We start from the raw sequence: 19,009 nt of genomic DNA, 5'->3' as shown, positions 1-19,009 counted from the left end.
ACCAACAAGTTATGGTGATATTGCGCGCTGCACCGCACATCCCATAGGTTGACCTGTTGTTGATTGCTCGGTCAATAAATCTCCTTCAGGGTGATTTCAGCTGACGGATCAACCCGTTGCCAGTTAGCCATCTGATTACGGAACCAGGTCTCCTGCCGCTTGGCATATTGCCGCGTTGCAACAGTCAGCTTGTGGATGGTCTGTTCCAGATCGCATTTGCCGCTTAGATAGGCATCAATCTCGGCAACACCAATAGCTCTCATCGCCGGCAATTTGGAGGACAGCCCCTTTGCCAGAAGAGCTTTCACCTCCTGCTGCCCTTCTTCGGCCAGCATAAGTCTTGCGCGCATTGCAATCCGCTCGTGTAGCCACGGACGTGGCGGTGCCAGAACGATTCGTGTGCAGTCATCAGCATTGAGCAACGGCACAGATTGCTGCTCGTTCTGCCAGACTGCAAGGGCTTTGCCCGTAGCAAGAACAACTTCAAGCGCGCGGGCGAGGCGTTGCGGATCGTTCAATCCTTCCGCAGCCTCTTCATCGCCAGCCTCAATCAATGCAGCCTTGAGACCCTTCACTCCTTCCAGATCGCCCAACGATCTCGCCTTTGTGCGAATCTCTTCCGGTATCTCCGGCATTTCGGCAAGGCCCTCCGTAAGCCCTTTGAAATAGAGGCCGGTTCCGCCGACGAGGATAGGCAATTGCCCGAGCGCACGCACGGCTTCCAGCTCCTCAGCCACCAAACGTAACCAGGCACCCGTCGAAAAGGCTCTTGAAGACGGCAGAACACCATAAAGACGATGAGGAACCTGCGCTTCCTCTTCCACGCTTGGGCGGGCGCTCACAAGCCGGAGGTCTTCATAAAGCTGCATGGAATCGGCATTAATGATCACACCGTTGCGCGCTTTGGCCAGTTCCAGCGCCAATGCAGACTTGCCGCTAGCCGTTGGGCCCGCTATCAGGATGGCTCGATTACCTTCCGTTTGCTCCTTCACGCTTTGCAGGGAATCATTCATGTCTCTTGTCGCCACTCTGGTATCTACCCCGACTGCACCTGCTGTCGACGCGGAATTGGTACGCCGGGCTGAAGATGCCCTCGGTGTCACGGGAACATCTAGAATACTCAATCCCGGCGTTGCAGCCGATATCCGCTTTGAGGGGCCGAATGCAAGCGCTGCGGACACGCTTTTACGGGAAATTGTCGGACAGGCACCGGCGGATGTCTTCGTGCAGCCGGTTGAAGGCCGCCGCAAACGCCTGCTGATCGCGGATATGGATTCCACCATGATCCGGCAGGAATGCATAGATGAACTTGCAGCCGAACTGGGACTGAAGGATCGTATCTCGGACATCACCGAACGGGCCATGCGGGGAGAAATCGAGTTCGAGCCGGCGTTGCGGGAGCGTGTCGCTCTTCTGGCCGGCCTGCCGGTCTCTTCGATCGACGTGGTTCTGAGCAACCGTATCTCGCTGATGCCGGGAGGCCGCACACTGGTGCAGACCATGAAGGCGAACGGCGCCTATTGCGCTCTTGTCTCCGGCGGGTTCACCCATTTCACCAGCGCCGTTGCCGACATGATAGGTTTTGATGAAAATCAGGCCAACACGCTTCTAGAAACAGACGGAAAACTGTCCGGCAAGGTTGGTGAGCCAATCCTCGGAAGGCAGGCCAAGCGCGAGCGCCTGGAAGCTCTGGTGGCCGAAAAAGGCCTGTCCTTTGACGAAACGCTTGCCGTCGGTGACGGTGCAAACGATCTCGCGATGATCGAACGCTCAGGTGCCGGTGTTGCCTATCGCGCCAAACCTGCTGTTGCCGCGGCGGCCAATTTCCGTGTCGACCACGGAGACCTGACCGCCCTGCTCTATCTTCAGGGTTATGCCGAAAAAGACTTTGTTCTCAGTTAGGCTGTGACCCGTTTCTACCGAACAGGTCACGCCTGTTTGCAGCTGTCATCAACCCATTGCCGTTACAGCATTTCCCAACGGCGTCAGGGCGTAGAGAAAGCCCGCACCGACAGCCATCGTCAGAATGACGGCCAGAAAGGCCACGATCATCGGAAGTCTGAAGATTGAACGCAGTAGGATGACTTCTGTGAGGCTGGCACCTGCGCTGCCGATGATCAGAGCCATTACCGCGCCAAGAGACATCCCCTTGGCCGCTAAAGCGGCAGACAGCGGAATGACGGCTTCGGCACGGATATATAACGGGATCCCGATAATCGCTGCCACCGGAATGGCCGTCAGATTGTCACTGCCGGCATAACGGGTGATTAGATCGGTTGGTATGAAACCGTAAATGAAAGACCCGATCGCGATACCGCCGAGAAGAAAGGGCAACACGGTTCGAAAGTCTTTCCAGGTTGCTTTCCAGATGCGCATCCAGCGACTTTCCGGTTTAACCCCGCCACTGCAGGAACTTGCGCAGCCACTTGGACGCGGTGTCTCGTAAGCAGATGCTTCCACGTGGCGCTCAAAACCCAGTGCCTCCAGAAGCGCACCAGCTGCCACTGAAACCACCATGGCAATCAGGAAGTAGACAACTGCAACCTTTATGCCGAACGTCACAGCGAACAAACCGATGATCACCGGGTTCAGCAGCGGACTGGAAAAGAGAAAAACCATCATCGGTCCAAATCCGGCGCGTGCGCGCAACAACCCTTTCAGAAAAGGAATTGTTGAGCAGGAGCAAAACGGGGTAATCGCCCCCATCAATGCGGCGACGACGTAACCGCGTCCGTTTCTGGAAGTGAGAACGGCCTGAATTCGTTCAGGAGAAACGTATTCCTGCAACACGCCGACACCATAGCTGATCAGCAGGAACAAGGCTGTCAGCTCCACAGCAAGAAACACGAACATTCCCCCCGCCTCCATGAGGGCAGACGATATCTCGGCAGACATAAGGAACCCTTTCAAATCTATATTACCGGTTTTGTCGAAATATTGATTCCAAAGACTGATGTCAATATATTACCGGTAATATCGAAATAATATTTGAAGGTGGCACGATCATGGACGTCGAAGAAGTTGCCAGGGTACTGAAGGATCTCGGACACCCCTTGAGGCTGAGAATTTTCAAGCGTTTGGTAAAAGCCGGTTTCGATGGTTTGCCGGTAGGGATCCTGCGCGAAGACCTCGAAATCCCGCATTCTTCCATGACCCACCACGTCGCTGCCCTGGTCGACGCGGGTCTAATTCATCAACAGCGTGAGGGTCGTGTCCTGCGCTGCGTACCGCAATACGGCCGCTTGTGGGACGTCATCGCGTTCCTTCAGAGCGAATGCTGTCTGGATGAGCGACAGAGGCACTCGTCCAACGCCGAACAGAGCTAAGAAGTCTTCACCTACAAATGAAAAAAGGCGCCCGCAAAGGGCGCCTTCTCATTCATTGTCGCAATCCAGTCTGCGGTCTATTCGTCCTCAATCCTGACAGGAACGAAACGAACGTCGCCGGTCGGATTGGCAAGCAGCAGCAGAGCAGAACGGCGGCCGTCTTCCTTCAGTTTCTTGATTTCCGCTTCAACGTCAGCCGGGGTTTCAACCGGTTCCTGGGCAACTTCCTTGATAACATCGCCAACTGTGACCCGCTTTTCTTCCGCAGAAGAACCGGGCATCACTTCGGTAACAACAACACCTGTCACATCTTCATCGATGGAGAATTGCTCGCGAAGGGCATCGTCAAGTTCTGCCAGCATCATGCCGAGAACTTCACTCTTTTCGGCAGGCTCTTCTTCAGGCTGGCCTTCGGTGGTCGCGCTGGCTTCGGTTGCCGCATTTTCCTCAAGGCGCTCAAGGGTAACACTGATGGTGACTTCCTCGCCCTTGCGCAGAACAACGACTTCAACTTCCTTGCCGATTGCCGTCTCGGCAACCATACGCGGCAGTTCGCGCATCTCTTCGACATCCCGTCCATCGAACCTGATGATGACGTCACCTGCTTCGATCTTTGCCTTGGCGGCAGGTCCGTCTTCGGTGACGCCGGCAACCAGCGCACCCATGGCTTCATCCATGGCCAGGCTTTCCGCGATCTCGTCTGTAACTTCCTGAATGCGAACACCCAGCCAGCCACGACGCGTTTCGCCGAATTCACGCAGCTGATCGATAACCCGCATCGCGGTTTTCGCCGGAATGGCAAAGCCGATGCCAATCGAGCCGCCAGACGGTGAAATAATCGCCGTGTTGATGCCGATCACATTACCCTGCATGTCGAACAGAGGCCCGCCGGAATTCCCGCGGTTGATGGACGCATCGGTCTGGATGAAATTGTCGTAGGGACCGGAATTGATATCGCGGTTGCGAGCAGAAACAATCCCGACAGTCACCGTTCCACCGAGGCCGAACGGGTTACCGATCGCCATCACCCAGTCGCCGACACGGATCGAGTCGGAATCACCGAAATTGACATCTTTCAATGGCGTTTCCGGCTCAACTTTCAAAACCGCGAGGTCGGTCTTTTCATCGGTTCCGATGATTTCCGCCTTCAGTTTTGTGCCGTCATTGAAATTGGCTGTAATTTCGTCCGCACCCTCAATCACGTGATTGTTGGTGATGATGATGCCTTCCGTGCCGTCGATGACAAAGCCGGAACCCAGCGACTGGACCCTGCGCGGTGCCTGCTCATTATCGCGGTTCTGACGATTGAAGAATTCTTCAAAAAATTCCTGAAACGGTGATCCGTCCGGCACCTGTGGCATCGGAACGGAACGTCTGCCCTGAACAGTCTGGGCTGTCGAAATATTCACAACGGCATCAGCAAGATTTTCCGCCAGGTCGGCAACGGACACAGGTCCCTGCGCTTGAGCGGTCTGAACAGGCTGAAAAGCTACCATTCCGCCAAGTACGAGGCCCGCAGCCGCAAAAGCGATACGAGACATTCGACGGCGAACAAAATTTGGAGCCATAGGGCTTTCTCCTCATCCCAGCCGGTTGGACTGTCGTTCGGGACTTGAGCCCAAATTGAAACAGTCGATGGGGTACATAAGTCTTGTAGTCAGAATATAGAACGGGCGGGAGTTTTTTGCGCCTCCCGCCCGAAAACTTTTCGTTATCCGCGTATGATCCACACAAGAATGAGTCCGATTGCGGCAACAACCAGACCTGTTGTACGCAAGGTCTGGTCCGGGGTTTCAAGAGCACTGCGCATGATGGATTTCATTCCACCGGGCACCAGCGCGTAAAGCACCCCCTCAAACACCAGAACCAGACCAAGCGCGGTCACCAGATCATTCATTGAGCGGCAAGCGAAGGTGCACCGGTCGAAATTCCGGATCCACCATTGTCATTGCCTGCTGCCGGAGGCGTTACCCCGGCCGGATCCTTGAAGAACCGGAAGAAGCTGGAATCCGGCGACAGAACCAGGCTGGTATCGCCTGATTGCAGCCCGGCTTCATAGGCTTGCATGGACCGGTAGAAAGCAAAGAACTCCGGATCTTCACCAAACGCTTCAGCAAAGATCTTGTTCCGCTCAGCATCACCGTCACCGCGGACGATCTCAGCATCACGCTTCGCCTCAGCCTCGATAACCGTTGCATCACGATCCGCACGGGAACGGATACGGCGAGACTGCTCTTCACCCTGTGCACGGATCTCAGTCGCTTCACGCTGACGTTCGGTCTGCATGCGCGCATAAATCGCCTGCGAGTTGGCGTCCGGAAGGTCCGCGCGGCGGATCTTCACGTCAACAACCTCAATACCGAGTTCCTTCGCATTGGCGCTGACATCGTTTCGGATCGCGTCCATCACGCCGGAGCGGTCATCACGCACAAGTGCGACGAAGCTTGTCCGTCCGAGTTCGGAACGCAGCGAGGATTGCAGAAGTGTCGACAGGCGGCGATTTGCCGTCAGCACGTTCTGAACACGCTGGTAGAACAGAACCGGGTCGGAAATCCGGTACCGGGCGAATGCGTCCACGACCAGACGCTTCTTGTCCGAGGAAATCGGCTCCAGAGGTGGCATGTTCAGGTTCAGGACCCGCTTGTCCAGATAAACGACATTCTGGACGAACGGGATCTTGAAATAGAAGCCGGGCTCGGTCTTCGGTTGTTCGATGATCTTACCGAACTGCAGCACGAGCGCCTGTTGCGTCGGATGGACGACATAGACCGAAAGGTAGCCGACGACCGCGACAACGACGAGAACAATAGCAAGAAAACCGCTACGCATGATCAGTTTCCTCCCGTCCGTGCCGTGGGCACAGTGCCACGATTGTTGAGGTCATTCAGCGGCAGGAACGGCAGCACGCCGGAACCCGAGGTATCGCTGTCGATGATGATCTTGTTGTTGGAACCCAAAACTTTTTCCAGGGTTTCGAGATACAGACGCTCCCGGGTTACATCCGGTGCGTTTTTGTACTGTTCATAGATCTTGGTGAAACGCTGGGACTGACCGGTTGCTTCCGCAATGGTCTGATCCTTGTAACCGTTTGCCGCTTCCAGAACGCGAGCTGCCTGACCGCGTGCTTCCGGAACGATCCGGTTTGCATAAGCCTGGGCTTCGTTGCGGATACGTTCCTGGTCGGCGCGAGCCGCCTGAACATCCCGGAACGCGTCGATGACCTGTGCCGGCGGGTCAACCCGCTGCATCTGCACTTCGGCGATTTCGATACCCGCATTGTAGGAATCAAGTGTCTTCTGCATCAAAGACGCGACGTCGTTCTGAATGGACACACGGTTTTCGGTCAGGATCGCATCGATGTTCGATCCACCGACCACTTCACGCATGGCGCTTTCGGCAACGGCTTTGACCGTCGCATCGGGATCCTGAATGTTGAACAGGTAGTCCGTAATGCCATCCGTTGTGTTCTGGATCCGCCAGAGAACCTTGAAGCCGACATCAACGATGTTTTCGTCGCCGGTCAGCATCAGGCTTTCCTCTGGAATATCGCGCGCGCGCACCGCGCCGGAGGTGGAGTAGGTTTCTTCCACACCAACAGTGGTTTCACGCTGCAGCTCAACCTTCGGCTTGTAAACTTCACCGATCGGGTAAGGCAGATTGTAGTTGAAACCCGGCGATGTCAGACCGACAACCTTGCCGAGCACGAGCTCGACGCCGCGTTCGCCTTCGTCAACCGTGTAGATGCCCGTGAAGAGCCAACCGACGACACCGATACAGATGATGATGAGGATGCCAACAAAACCCAGACCACCACCGCCGCCACCGGGCAGCACGGTTTTCATGCGGTCCTGGGTACGCTTCAGCAGCTCTTCCAGGTCGGGTGGATTTCCGCCGCCGCCCCGGTTGGGGCCACCGCCCCAGGGGCCGTTGTTGTTTCCGCCGCCGCCCCAAGGGCCGCCATTGTTACCGCCACCCTTCCAGGGGCCACCGCCGCCTGACTGATTGCTCCAAGGCATCAAAACTTCCTTCTTTGATATCCGGCATCTGCCGGACCAGGGCATTTCAAACTTTCAACGCCCGTTCTGACTCACCGTTGGTTATAGGGAGGTTACCGATCGCTTTCAACGAAAAGACCGGTGCGCAGCCCTTGTAAAACCTGTATTTTTTCCCGTGCCGCAGGTGGGGTTTAATTGCGGCAGAGTCAAGGCAGCACCGTTACGGTCCGATTACATATGGTTAATACTCTTCTGAACCGGTGCGAACCATGTCGATATGAGGAATGCCATCTTCGACATAAATTTCAGAAACCGTTGTAAACCCTAGTGATTTATAGAATTTTTCAAGATAAGCCTGAGCACCCAAATGAATTGTGCAACCCGGCAGAATTTCCTCGGCCTTGTCGATGCCCGATTGCATCAATATCCGGCCCAACCCGGATCCGCGTGCGCTTTCCGCAATCACAACCCTGCCGATACGTGCCGTGCCTTCATCAGGCGTGACAAAGAGTCTGATCGCGCCGATCAGGTTACCCGATGCCGTCTCCCGGATAAAAACATGCCGCGCAGCCGGATCCTGACCGTCGATATCCGGGTAAAGAGCAGCTTGCTCCAGAACGAACACGTCCTGGCGAAGCTTCAAGAGATCATGAACGTCATGCGGCGTCAGCTGATCGAAATTGGAACAGGTTACGGACAAAGTGTCGGGAAATCTCATGAAACTTCAGCTCGACTGTTTCAGGCAATTCTGCGGTAAGTCACGAAGGTGAAATCCGCACTGTCCTTGTCTGACCGCGTTCCGGTTTCCCGCCAAACCTCTTGCCATATTTTCGGGTCGATTTCAGGAAAGCGGGTGTCTCCTTCGGGCTCCGCGTCGACTTCGGTGAGTTCCAGCCGATCGGCATTCTCTATCGCTTGAGCGTAAATCTGTCCGCCGCCCATGCAGATGATCTCATCGACATTCATTTCAACGGCCAGTTCCCTGCCGCGTTCAAAAGCAGCTTCCAACGACGTCACCGCTTCTGCACCCTGCGGTGCATAATCGGGATCGCGTGAAATGATGATATGAGGCCGACCCGGCAAGGGACGTCCACCGAAGGACAGGAAAGTTTTTCTTCCCATGATCACAGGTTTGCCGAGGGTCAGCTTCTTGAAACGCTTCAGATCGGTCGAAAGCTTCCAGGGCATGTCGTTTTCCGCCCCGATAATTCCGTTCCGCGCGACCGCGGCGAACACGACAATTTCCGGCAAGTTTCTCTCCGAATCCGGTTTTCATTTTGCAGATCGCCTCCTAGCATGGATTTCAGGCAGGAGGAAAATCCGCGGTTGATATCTTTTTCGTTCATCTGTCGGTTTCAAGCGTTCCACACCGTCCTTGCAGACAGAACCGTTTCATTCTGGAGATTGTCAAATCATGTCCGACCTAATGGAAACTGTCCTGATCGAACGAACCCGGTCCCTGATTCCGGACGAGAACGTCGAACAGAAGCGCATGTTCGGCTCCACCTGCTTCATGGTCAACGGCAACATGCTGGTCTGCGCCTCCAAACGCGGACTGATGGCCAGGGTCGGCGCGGAGCAGGAAAGTGAGGCTCTATCAAGACCCCATGCCTCGCCTTGTGAACCAGCCGGACGCCCCATGCCCGGCTTCATCAGGATCGAGCCGGAAGGCATTGAAACAGACGAAGACCTGAAGAGCTGGGTCGAAATGGCCAGAACTTATGTCTGCGCTCTTCCCCGGAAGCAGGCCAAACCGAAAAAAGCAAAAACCGGAAAGGCTGCCAGATGATATCCGACGGTTTCCCGCCTGAGACATTCGAGTTCCTCAAGAATCTTTCCAACAACAACACGAGAGAGTGGTTCGAGGCCAACAAGTCCGACTATCAGCGTGCCGTCAAAAAACCGGCTGACCGCTTCAGAGCTGAATTGGAAAGAGCACTCTCAACGCTGACGGATCATGAAATCGCCTCCAAGCAGTTCCGCATCAATCGCGATCTGCGCTTTTCAAAGGACAAGACGCCCTACAATACTCATATCCGCATGGCCTTTTGGCCAAAGGGAACCGCATTTGAAGGCAGAGACGCGCAGCCACCGAGCTTCTTCTTGTCGGTGGAACCGGACCATATCCGTTTGGGTACCGGCTGCATGGCATTTTCGAAGCCGGTACTAGGCATCTATCTGCGAGCCCTCGAAAGCGGAAAAGGCAACGAAATCGACGATTTGCTGAACGCCTTGGCCACCGGAAATTTTGAACGATCCGCACCCGACCTTGTGAAAGCACCAAGAGGTTTTCCAAAGGATCATCCCTACGCCAACCTTGCACGATACAAGGGCCTCGCGGTCTGGAAAACGATCGATGATACCGGCCTGTTGGCTGGCGAAGATGCGGCGGGTTCTCTTGCGGACGCCTGGAGACCAACATTACCGTTCTGGTCCTGGCTGGTCGCGTTGAGTTCGGACGCGTGACAGGTTGGCTTCACGTGACGCCTCCCAACTCCATTGCCTTGCTTTTTCTCCACGCGCTTCCGCTGGACGGAACAATGTGGAGACATCAGCAAGGCTTGTTTCCCGTTCCGGCATACACCCCTACGCTCTACGGATCAGGCGACAGCATCGAGGCATGGGCGGAGACCGCACTGGACCTCGTTGAAGAAGATCGTCTGATACTCGTCGGTTGCTCGGTCGGTGGTTCGTGTGCGTTGGAAATAGCGGCCCTTTCCCCAGACAGGGTGGAAGCAATGATCCTTATCGGAACCAAGGCGGTGCGCACACCGAATCCAGCTTTCCTGTCGTCTGCTCTGACCCTCATCGAAACCCAGGGTGCGGAAGCCGCCTGGGAAACCTATTGGCAGCCTCTCTTCTCCGAGCACGCACCTGAGTCGGCTCTTGCGACTGCAAAAGACATCTTCAGTCGTCGCACTGATGCAGAGCTCTCCAGTGGCACGAAGGTGTTCCACACCCGCTCAAGCCGTAACACTGTTCTTCAGACCTTTCCGCGCGGGATTGCCGTCATCTCAGGTGCTGAGGACATTGCTCCGGGTCCGGCGACCAGCGAAGAACAGGCGCATGCTGCACCTCAGGGAACGTTTCACGTCATTCCGGATTGCGGACACTATGCGCCATTGGAAGCACCGGATCAGGTAAACGATATCCTCAGGCAGGCAGTGCTGCCGATCCTGAGCCCTGACCCTGACGGCTTGGACGCCGGCTAAACCCGATCACCAACCTCCGCATGCCGGCCACGCAGGAAGTCAATATATTCACCTTCTCTCTTGACCTTCCAGCGGCTGGAGACACCATAGGACTGACGAGCGATTTCATCTCAATCGAACATCAGGAGCCAATCGTTGGATCGCCGGTCTTTTCTGAAAGCCTCCGCAGCAACATGCGCCGCGACGTTGCTCCCCCGCCTTTCACTGGCGCGGGCAGATGACGGTTCATTCGAACTTGAAGCCAGCAAGGGCAAGGCACGGCTTTATGGAGAGGACGGCGCGACCTCCGATCTCTGGCTTTACAACGGCCAACTGCCAGGGCCTGAGATCCGGGCACGGCGCGGCGAGCGGGTCAGGGTCCGTTTTACCAATAACCTCGACGAACCAACCTCAGTTCACTGGCACGGCATCCGCATTGACAACGCGATGGACGGTGTTGCCGGTCTGACCCAACCTGCCGTGCAACCGGGTGAAAGCTTCGAGTACGATTTCGTCGCACCGGATGCCGGAACCTTCTGGTATCACGCCCACAACATGAGCTGGAACCAGGTGCCGCGTGGGCTTTCCGGCCCGCTCATCATCGAGGATGACAAGCCGCTCTTCGCAGAAGGCACAGACGTCACGATGGTTCTGAACGACTGGCGGTTGGATGAAAACGGAGCACTGGAAACGGCAAGCTTCGGGGCCCGAATGGATTTCTCCCATGCCGGGCGCCTCGGCAACTGGCTGACCATAAACGGACAGTCCATGCCTGACATTCCGCTCAAGAAGGGTCATTGGCACCGGTTGCGCCTGATCAATACCTCTGCCTCGCGGATCCTCGACCTTGCGCCTGCCCGCTTCGGAGCACAGTTGATCGCACTGGATGGCCAGACATTTTCTGCCCCTCGCGAGATTGACGGCACACTGCAGCTGTCTCCGGCACAGCGAATGGACCTGATCCTGCGTCCACAACAAACCGGAACGGTTCCGTTTGAGACGATGACTGGCAAACCCTTCACCTTTGCCAATTTCCAGGTGGTTGACGCAGAAGTTCCCTCCTTGCCACTTGTGGTACCGCCAGCGAATGCGCTGCCGGAGCCGGATCTTGCCTCGGCCCGTACACTCCCACTTGTCATGGAAGGTGGCGCCATGGGCGGCATGCGGTCGCTGATGAAGGATGGCAAAGAGATGGACATGCGCCAGATGATGGAGGCCGGACTGTTCTGGGCCTTCAACGGGGTCGCCGGCATGGAAGAAAAACCGTTGTTTTCAGCCAAACGCGGCGAGACCATCGTTCTTGACAGCCGCAATGACACTGCTTTCGCCCATGCCATGCATATCCATGGCCATCATTTCCGGGTTCTGGAGCGAAACAATAAGAAACTGGAGCACCCGGACTGGCGCGACACATTCACAGCCGTGCCGCGCGAGACCGTCAAGATCGCCTTCGTTGCCGACAATCCGGGAAAGTGGCTGATCCATTGCCACATGCTTGGCCACGCGGCGTCGGGAATGACGACATGGTTTGAGGTCAGTTAATTTCAAGCTTGGGTCTTGGCTTATACCGCAATCGGCGCCGCAATGTGCGGGTGCGGATCGTAGCCGGTCAGCTCGAAGTCCTCGTATTTGAATGCAAAGAGATCGGTTACGTCCGGATTGATCTTCATTTGCGGCAGCGGGCGCGGGGCGCGTTTCAGCTGCTCACGACTCTGCTCGAAATGGTTCGAATAAAGGTGAGCATCGCCGAGCGTATGGACGAAATCTCCCGGCTTGAGACCTGTCACCTGCGCCACCATCATCGTCAACAGCGCGTAAGAAGCGATATTGAACGGAACACCCAGGAAAACATCCGCTGAACGCTGGTAAAGCTGACAGGAGAGTTTGCCGTCGGCAACGTAGAACTGGAACAGCGAATGGCACGGCGGCAGCGCCATTTCATCGACCAGCGCCGGGTTCCAGGCCGACACGATCAACCGTCGGCTTTCCGGGTTGGTGCGGATCATCTTCAGAAGATTGGCAATCTGATCGATGGACCGCCCGTCCGGGGCCGGCCAGGAGCGCCACTGATAGCCGTAGACCGGGCCAAGCTCGCCGTTTTCGTCTGCCCAGTCGTCCCAGATCCTGACCCCGTTTTCCTTCAGGTAGGCGATGTTGGTGTCACCCGCGAGGAACCAGAGCAGCTCATGTATGATCGATCTCAGGTGCAGCTTCTTGGTGGTCACCAGGGGAAAACCCTCTGAAAGGTCAAACCGCATCTGGTGACCGAAGATGGAACGCGTGCCTGTTCCTGTGCGATCGCCCCGATCGACACCCTCGTCGAGGATTTTTGCCAAGAGATCGAGATATTGCTGCATGGCGCGGACCTTCCGGTGGGAATTCTAGCGGGGACTGCTAACTTCGCAGATTTTCAGGAAAACGCAGCCCCTCCAGCCGGACTTTCCCCAGATCCAAGCATCAGTGTCGCGGATGTTCGGCACGTCAAGTCTCATCATCAACATCAACAGTTTGCCTGGAAATCGGGCGTTCTTCCGACTGTCTTTGAACGAACAAGATGCCCTTCGAGGCCTTGCATATGCGCCATGTTCCTGGAGCGGTTTCAAGCACATTTCGAAAGTCCGGAAGATTGGAGGGTTCATCTGCGATCAGCAGATAACCATCAGTGCTCAATTGATTTGTCAGTTTCCGAAGCACCTCCCTTCTCGGCTCTCGATCCAGCATGTGAAGTGTGCGGTCGATGACAATCACATCAAACAGGCCGACAGGATCGTAGTCGACGATATCGGTGACAAATCCCTTTATCGAAAGCCCTTCGCGCTTTGCCTCTTCCAGCAAATCCAAAATTCCGGCGGGCGCCAGGTCCACGCCCGTAACCAGGTGACCCAATCTGGCGATGAAGAGTGCGTCCCGTCCCTGCCCGCACCCGACGTCCAGGATGCGGGCGCCCTTTTTCGGGTATGTCTCGAAAAATTCGCAGAAGGCTTTGGTCGGTTTGCCAAGCGCATGCGGTGCCTTGCGATAAAGCGCGTCATAGTCGAAAGCCATCAATCAGCCCTCATCTCGCATCATTTGGCGCCTGGTCTTGAAAGGCGGTTTTCATGAACTCCTCCTTCATGATGTGGGCCCGCATGGCCGGCAGGCCGATTGCCTTGACCGCCAAAACAGCCACATAGATCAAGGTAGCGGTTGCCAGTGCATCAAGTGTCCAGGCAACAGGCTCGCGAAACAGGCCAAGATAAGATGGCAGATCGGCAAGCGCAGGAATGGTCCAGAAACCAGTCACCGCATGCAGCGCCAGAGCGATCCAGAAACCGGCGCAATAGGGACATCGCCATTGTTCGTAAAGCGTCTGCAAAGGTTGCGGCAGGAGCCGCAAAAGAGTCTGGAACCATGTGCCCCATTCGGGGAGTTTTTCCCAAACGAGTATGTGGATCGCCGTGCCTACCAACATCAATTCAAAGGTCATGTGTCCTCGCTTTTCAATTCGCTTCGTTGTTTCGTTTCTTCACCACCTCGCAACATCGGCACGAGGTTCAATTTTCATAGTTAGTTAGTTTAACTGACTATTTTGGATAAATTTTTGCCACCTTTCGCCTTTCGCCTTTCGCCTTTCGCCTTTCAAGGATTGACGGTGCCTCCAAAAACACCGGCAAGCGCTCGCCGTTCCGTCTCATTGAGTTCAGACAGAACCGCCTGCACGACGGTTGCGTAGATGGTTCTTCCTTTCTCCAGCCTGGCCTCGCCTTCCCCGGTCAGAAGAATATGCTGCGCGCGGGCATCATATTGACAAGGAACCCGGCGCACCCAGCCTCGTTCCTCCAGTTTGACGACCATCACGCTTGCGGACGCCTTGCGTACACCCATCGCCTCGACAACATCCTGCAGATGCTGGCCGTGATCGTGCCTGTCCGTTTTGCGGTATTCCTGGTCCTTGATGGCGCTCAGATACTCAAATTCGCTGTATGACACTCCGGCATCGGCTGCCATGGCGCTCCAATGACGGTGCGCATGCCTGTGTACCAGTTCAATAAATCCTGCGAGATCCAAGGTAACATCCATTTAGTTAGTCACTCTAACTAATCTCATATCTGATTGCCGTCAAGTCATGCGTCTTTGCATTTTCGGGTCGACGGAATTTCCCTTTATGTTTTCGTGGCAAATCGATGCTTCCCCTTTCCTTTCAGCATCAAAGCGCTTATATCGAGGGTGCTGGTTCGCCAGCTATGGCAATAAATGGTCAGTGCAATAAACCTATCGGACCCGGGGGCGGTACCCGGCGCCTCCACCCAAGCCCATGGGGCTCGATTACGGAATTCTCATGGGTTTCGGCGGGGGCGAAATAGGATCGACGAGGGCGTAAAGACTGTGCTTTTGCTCGGCATTGTACCACCGTTATCGGGCTGTTCTAATAGTTGCAAACGACAACTATGCTATGGACAACGCTGTCGCTGCGTAATGCAGTGCCGGTAGTCCTTTAAAGCCCTGCTGGATTAGCACCGGCAGGCGGGGTCCGGAGGCACCTGGCAACAGAAGCCTCCACTAAAGTTTCCGGTGTCCAATCCTGAAAACATGCAAGCTGTACGGGTCAATTGACGTGACTTAACCGGGAATGGCGTATTAATCCGGTATCAGAGGGAAAAGGTTCTTTCCTTTTTGGCTCCAGACCGTCAAATTGGTCCTGATAGACAAGATTCCCAGCGAGATTCGACGAAAACTGATGTCTGAAGACCTTCTGCGATACGACATTCTGATCCAGGACGCGCTGCGCGGCGCGGTTAAGAAAATACTTGCCGAAGTCGGGCGTACCGGCCTTCCCGGGGATCATCACTTCTACATCGCTTTCGACACGAACGCGCCCGGGGTCCGGATTTCCCAGCGTTTGAAGGAACGCTACCCGCAGGAAATGACGATCGTTCTCCAGCACCAGTTCTGGGATCTGGCGATCGGAGAACACGCATTCGAAGTCGGGCTTTCCTTCGGCGGTGTACCGGAAAAGCTGCTTGTCCCCTTCTCGGCCATCAAAGGTTTCTTCGATCCTTCCGTGCAATTCGCGCTTGAGTTCGATCCGGGCAAGACGGCTGAGGAACTTCCCGAGGAACTGCTTGAAGCCGTTGAAGAGCTCGCCAAGGTGGAGCAGGAACACGCCGAAAGCGAAGCCAAATCGGAAGAGGAGACCAAACCTCTCCAGGTGACATCCAAGGAAGAAGACGGCAAGGACAAACCTGAAACGCCCCCATCCGGTGGTGATGGTGGCGGCGAAGTTGTCTCTCTGGACGCCTTCCGCAAGAAGACCTGACAACCGGAGTGTCTCGTGAGCGCGGAGATCATCAATCTGCGCCAGGTGCGCAAGCAGAAAAAACGCCAGGACAGGGACAAGGCGGCGGAAGACAACCGGCGCAAGTTCGGTCGTACCAAAGCCGAGCGTGAGGCTGCGCGTCGCCGCCGCGACGAGTTGGAAAACCACGTGGACGGTCACCGTTTGGAGACCAATGATCATCCAGACGGCAACGAACCGGACTGACGTTAGATGGCACTTGTCAAACGGTCCCTTTCATTACATGGCCACCGCACCAGTCTTGCTCTGGAACCGGAATTCTGGGAAGTCGTGGACGGATTTACCGGCACCGAAAGGCGTTCTCTTGCCAGCCTGATCGCCGAAATAGACGATAATCGCGACCCGGATGACCCGCTTTCCTCCGCCGTCAGGGTCTGGGCTCTTCATCAGGTCAAGGCGGCCGGAACCTAGCCCCGCAGATCAAGTACGCTCTTCCGACACTTCGGGAACGTCCGGGCGGCCGCTCAGGACGGCCACCCGGATCGCCTGTGCTACATCGCGTCGGCGGCGTTTTTCATCAGGAAGTCCGTGACGAGCGCAGCTTCCTCGTCATCCAGCCCTGCACGCGGAAACATGGATGGCGTTATGCCTTTCCACTGCTGTCGGGTGAAGTGAGAGACTTCGCGTGGTCCGTGGCAAACCGTGCACCGTTCGTAGAAAATCTTTTCACCCGGCTCCATGTCCGCATAGAGATTTTCCGTGATGTCATAGAGACGATCGAGCCCGAGCTTGTCCTCATCGATCGCGGACAGCGCCACGTCATCGATAATGTCCGGCTTTTCGTAGGCAAGGTTCGGACCTTCCGGATCCTCACACTTGCGCATGGATACCAGAACCGTATTGACGGATGTCGCTTCACTCAGCCCGGAGCTGCGCTGTGTAGAAGTCAGAAAATTCACCAGACCCGAATTGCAACGCCCCTTGCTGTCAAGTTGTGGCCAGCACCCTTCATAGATCGAGATGACACCGGGCATGATGTCATCGCTGACAACCGCCCCGGCAATGACAGTTCCACGGTCGTTATAGAGTTCGACCAGATCGCCGTCATCGATACCGCGCGCAGCTGCATCCTCGCTGTTTATCCGCACCGGCTCCCGGCCCTGAACCTTGTACAGGCCACGCAAGGTGGCAGATTGATCCATCTGGCTGTGCAGACGGAACCAGGGGTGTGGCGAGACCACGTGCAGTTGCCCCTCCCCCGCGTTGCCGAGGTATTCGTGCTTTTCCATCCACATGGGCATGCCCGGGCAATCGTCGATTTCCATTTTCGCAATGGTCTCGCAGAACATTTCGATCTTGCCGGAGCTGGTGTGCAGCGGGTTCGCGTCCGGATCTTCGTAAAAGGCACCATGACGGGTCCACTTGCGGGCCTCCTCCGGTGTCCCCATCAGCGCATAGCCTTTTTCCCAGAACTCCTCGAACGGAGTGTGTTTCGCGGCAGTCGACCTTTCATAGGCGCGCTGGACGTGTGTCATGTAATCTTCGCTGTCGGTGAACTGTGCCCACAGGCCGAGTTTTTCCGCCAACCCCTCGAAGATCTCGTAGTCGGACTTGCTCTCACCCAGCGGTTCAATCACCTTCTTCATCGCGTAGACACGGTTGTTGGAATAGGTTCCACCGGATGTGATGTCGTCACGCTCCAACGTTGACGAAGCCGGCAATACAATATCCGCCCAGCGGGTTGCCGCGGTCCACCAGACATCAACGCTGACGATGGCTTCTACCTTCTGAAGCGCCCGGATCAGCCTGTTGGTGTCCTGCTGGTGAGACATGAAGTTGTTGCCGGCATTGAAGATCAATTTCACATCTGGATAGGTGTAGGTGTTGCCGTTGTAGAAAACTTCAGCGCCGGGATTTTCCAGCATCTCGGTGATGCGGCTTGCAGGACAGATGCCCTTGACCCAGTTCCGGCCCTGGCTCAGTCCGGACGGCGTTGCATTTCCGCCTTGCGGCATGCCGCCATTGCCATAGTGCCAGCTGAAGCCCACCCCTTGGCCCGGCTTACCGATCTTGCCGGTCAGAGCAGCGAAATTGATGATCGCCCAGTGCGTCATCTCGCCGTGCTGCGCACGCTGCAACGACCAGGCTCCGGCGATTTCGGTTTTCGAATTGGCCAGAAGTTCGGCAAGTTCGACGATTTGGGTTTCTTCGATGCCTGTTATCGCAGAAGCCCAGGCAGGCGTTTTCTTCACCCCGTCGGTCTCGCCTTTCACATAGGCGATCCACTTGTCGGCGCCGACCGTGTATTTTTTCAGATAGGCCTTGTCCTCAAGCCCTTTCTCAAGCACGTGCCAGGCCATTGCCAGGAACAGGGCGACATCGGTATTCGGGATGATCCTGACCCAGTCCGCGTTCAGATATTCGTCTGACGCCGTACGTTGCGGGTTGATCGAAATGAATTTGACGCCGGCGTCCCGGATTTCCTCCCAATGGGCATACATTCCATGGTCTGCCACGCGATATTCCACCCGATTGTTCTTGACCGGGTCGCAGCCGACAAGAACGAAGACTTCCGTGTTGTCGCGAATGGTCTCCCACGCCGACTGAGCCGAATAGACTTCCATGTCGCCGATGATGTGCGGAAGCGAAATCTGGCTGGCACCTGCCGACCAGTCGCCCTGGGTGTTCGTGCAGCCGCCCATCAGATTCAACAGGCGCCCCTGGAGCACATTCGGGCGGAAGACACCGGCGTTTGACCAGCCACCATAGGACGAGCTGAAAATCGACTCGTTGCCGTGGTTGACAGCAGTGTCCAGCAGAGCCTTCGCGGTGAGGCTCCATGCGGTGTCCCAATCGACGCGAACATAAGGCTCCTTGCCGCGCAGCTCAGGCTTGATATCGCCGCTCTCCCAACCCTTCAGATAGGACTTTCGCACCATGGGATAGTTGATACGGGTCTTGTCATAGGTGCGGTCCAGGATGCCATGGCTCAACATCTCGGTCGGCCTGGCATCAAGCTCCATCATGTTGTTGATGCCGACGAGCTTGCCATCGCGAACAACACCCTCGAACGGACCAAAATGCGTCGCGTGGAACGCACGGCCGGCGAAGGAGTTCGGATCGATCGCAGCCAGTGCGGTTGAATTCATCAGCGCAGTTGTACCGAATACGGCAGCGCCACCTTGCAGGAATGCGCGGCGGCTCGGAGAGGTGAAAGACATG

Annotated in this window: 22 protein-coding genes and 1 other RNA gene; 10 read left to right on the top strand and 13 right to left on the bottom strand. The window is 56.1% G+C overall.

All coding sequences use genetic code 11. The features are described 5' to 3' along the window. Positions 1–71: 71 nt before the first annotated feature. A complete protein-coding gene (gene miaA, locus ABLQ08_RS17490) occupies positions 72–1,013 on the bottom strand; it encodes a tRNA (adenosine(37)-N6)-dimethylallyltransferase MiaA (protein ID WP_352944615.1) in 942 nt (313 codons plus the stop codon). Between miaA and serB the strand changes: the two genes are divergently transcribed. After that, positions 1,012–1,902, top strand: coding sequence for a phosphoserine phosphatase SerB (serB, locus tag ABLQ08_RS17485; RefSeq protein WP_352944614.1), 891 nt, complete (start codon positions 1,012–1,014; stop codon positions 1,900–1,902). The genes miaA and serB overlap by 2 nt on opposite strands. Positions 1,903–1,950: 48 nt before the next feature. Here serB and ABLQ08_RS17480 read toward each other — a convergent pair whose 3' ends face one another. After that, entirely contained in the window at positions 1,951–2,853 is a 903-nt protein-coding gene (locus ABLQ08_RS17480; RefSeq protein WP_352944612.1) for a permease, read from the bottom strand. A gap of 152 nt (positions 2,854–3,005) precedes the next feature. Between ABLQ08_RS17480 and ABLQ08_RS17475 the strand changes: the two genes are divergently transcribed. Further along, positions 3,006–3,326 carry an ArsR/SmtB family transcription factor gene (locus ABLQ08_RS17475; protein WP_352944610.1) on the top strand — a complete coding sequence of 107 codons (321 nt, stop codon included), beginning with the start codon at positions 3,006–3,008 and terminating at the stop codon, positions 3,324–3,326. Positions 3,327–3,403: 77 nt separating this feature from the next. Here ABLQ08_RS17475 and ABLQ08_RS17470 read toward each other — a convergent pair whose 3' ends face one another. The 6 genes from ABLQ08_RS17470 to ABLQ08_RS17445 form a co-directional block, all read right to left on the bottom strand. Then, entirely contained in the window at positions 3,404–4,894 is a 1,491-nt protein-coding gene (locus ABLQ08_RS17470; protein ID WP_352944608.1) for a DegQ family serine endoprotease, read from the bottom strand. A gap of 143 nt (positions 4,895–5,037) precedes the next feature. Continuing rightward, entirely contained in the window at positions 5,038–5,223 is a 186-nt protein-coding gene (locus ABLQ08_RS17465; protein WP_352944607.1) for a DUF2065 domain-containing protein, read from the bottom strand. Then, positions 5,220–6,155, bottom strand: coding sequence for a protease modulator HflC (hflC, locus tag ABLQ08_RS17460; RefSeq protein ID WP_352944605.1), 936 nt, complete (start codon positions 6,153–6,155; stop codon positions 5,220–5,222). The genes ABLQ08_RS17465 and hflC overlap by 4 nt, the downstream gene beginning before the upstream one ends. Before the next feature lie 2 nt (positions 6,156–6,157). After that, on the bottom strand, positions 6,158–7,342 hold the full coding sequence (hflK, locus tag ABLQ08_RS17455) for an FtsH protease activity modulator HflK (protein ID WP_352944603.1): 1,185 nt from the start codon (positions 7,340–7,342) through the stop codon (positions 6,158–6,160). Positions 7,343–7,562: 220 nt separating this feature from the next. Next, complete coding sequence (locus ABLQ08_RS17450; RefSeq protein ID WP_352944602.1) at positions 7,563–8,039, bottom strand: GNAT family N-acetyltransferase; 477 nt, start codon at positions 8,037–8,039, stop codon at positions 7,563–7,565. Positions 8,040–8,059: 20 nt separating this feature from the next. Then, positions 8,060–8,572 carry a dihydrofolate reductase gene (locus tag ABLQ08_RS17445; RefSeq protein WP_352944600.1) on the bottom strand — a complete coding sequence of 171 codons (513 nt, stop codon included), beginning with the start codon at positions 8,570–8,572 and terminating at the stop codon, positions 8,060–8,062. Positions 8,573–8,735: 163 nt separating this feature from the next. Here ABLQ08_RS17445 and ABLQ08_RS17440 point away from each other — a divergent pair, with 163 nt between their 5' ends. From ABLQ08_RS17440 to ABLQ08_RS17425, 4 genes are all read left to right on the top strand, one after another. After that, positions 8,736–9,110: a TfoX/Sxy family protein gene (locus ABLQ08_RS17440; RefSeq protein WP_352944598.1), complete on the top strand. Its 375-nt coding sequence runs from the start codon at positions 8,736–8,738 to the stop codon at positions 9,108–9,110. Then, complete coding sequence (locus ABLQ08_RS17435; RefSeq protein ID WP_352944596.1) at positions 9,107–9,787, top strand: DUF2461 domain-containing protein; 681 nt, start codon at positions 9,107–9,109, stop codon at positions 9,785–9,787. The genes ABLQ08_RS17440 and ABLQ08_RS17435 overlap by 4 nt, the downstream gene beginning before the upstream one ends. Further along, positions 9,784–10,533: an alpha/beta fold hydrolase gene (locus tag ABLQ08_RS17430; RefSeq protein WP_352944594.1), complete on the top strand. Its 750-nt coding sequence runs from the start codon at positions 9,784–9,786 to the stop codon at positions 10,531–10,533. Before ABLQ08_RS17435 ends, ABLQ08_RS17430 begins: the two co-directional genes overlap by 4 nt. A gap of 135 nt (positions 10,534–10,668) precedes the next feature. Continuing rightward, positions 10,669–12,054 carry a multicopper oxidase family protein gene (locus tag ABLQ08_RS17425; protein WP_352944592.1) on the top strand — a complete coding sequence of 462 codons (1,386 nt, stop codon included), beginning with the start codon at positions 10,669–10,671 and terminating at the stop codon, positions 12,052–12,054. A 20-nt stretch (positions 12,055–12,074) separates the two neighbouring features. Here ABLQ08_RS17425 and ABLQ08_RS17420 read toward each other — a convergent pair whose 3' ends face one another. The 4 genes from ABLQ08_RS17420 to ABLQ08_RS17405 form a co-directional block, all read right to left on the bottom strand. Further along, positions 12,075–12,869 (bottom strand): thymidylate synthase, encoded by a 795-nt coding sequence (locus tag ABLQ08_RS17420; RefSeq protein WP_352944590.1) that lies wholly within the window; start codon positions 12,867–12,869, stop codon positions 12,075–12,077. A gap of 124 nt (positions 12,870–12,993) precedes the next feature. Next, positions 12,994–13,557 carry a class I SAM-dependent methyltransferase gene (locus ABLQ08_RS17415; protein WP_352944589.1) on the bottom strand — a complete coding sequence of 188 codons (564 nt, stop codon included), beginning with the start codon at positions 13,555–13,557 and terminating at the stop codon, positions 12,994–12,996. Positions 13,558–13,567: 10 nt separating this feature from the next. Further along, entirely contained in the window at positions 13,568–13,978 is a 411-nt protein-coding gene (locus tag ABLQ08_RS17410; protein ID WP_352944587.1) for a hypothetical protein, read from the bottom strand. A 152-nt stretch (positions 13,979–14,130) separates the two neighbouring features. After that, positions 14,131–14,571 carry a MarR family winged helix-turn-helix transcriptional regulator gene (locus ABLQ08_RS17405; protein WP_352944585.1) on the bottom strand — a complete coding sequence of 147 codons (441 nt, stop codon included), beginning with the start codon at positions 14,569–14,571 and terminating at the stop codon, positions 14,131–14,133. Positions 14,572–14,681: 110 nt separating this feature from the next. Between ABLQ08_RS17405 and ssrA the strand changes: the two genes are divergently transcribed. The 4 genes from ssrA to ABLQ08_RS17385 all read left to right on the top strand — a co-directional run bounded on the left by ssrA (position 14,682) and on the right by ABLQ08_RS17385 (position 16,258). Continuing rightward, positions 14,682–15,053: a transfer-messenger RNA gene (ssrA, locus tag ABLQ08_RS17400) on the top strand. Between the two features lie 176 nt (positions 15,054–15,229). Further along, positions 15,230–15,808: an SspB family protein gene (locus ABLQ08_RS17395; RefSeq protein WP_352944583.1), complete on the top strand. Its 579-nt coding sequence runs from the start codon at positions 15,230–15,232 to the stop codon at positions 15,806–15,808. 15 nt (positions 15,809–15,823) lie between these two features. Continuing rightward, on the top strand, positions 15,824–16,033 hold the full coding sequence (locus ABLQ08_RS17390; protein WP_352944581.1) for a DUF4169 family protein: 210 nt from the start codon (positions 15,824–15,826) through the stop codon (positions 16,031–16,033). Between the two features lie 6 nt (positions 16,034–16,039). Then, entirely contained in the window at positions 16,040–16,258 is a 219-nt protein-coding gene (locus ABLQ08_RS17385; RefSeq protein WP_352944579.1) for a ribbon-helix-helix domain-containing protein, read from the top strand. A gap of 80 nt (positions 16,259–16,338) precedes the next feature. Here ABLQ08_RS17385 and ABLQ08_RS17380 read toward each other — a convergent pair whose 3' ends face one another. Next, positions 16,339–19,008: a molybdopterin-dependent oxidoreductase gene (locus ABLQ08_RS17380; RefSeq protein WP_352944578.1), complete on the bottom strand. Its 2,670-nt coding sequence runs from the start codon at positions 19,006–19,008 to the stop codon at positions 16,339–16,341. Position 19,009: the final 1 nt, after the last annotated feature.

The organism is Roseibium sp. SCP14 (assembly GCF_040329475.1).
In the GTDB taxonomy this organism is placed as follows: Bacteria; Pseudomonadota; Alphaproteobacteria; order Rhizobiales; family Stappiaceae; genus Roseibium.
Note: the sequence above shows the minus strand (reverse complement) of the source record. Positions and strands in the feature narration are given on the sequence as shown.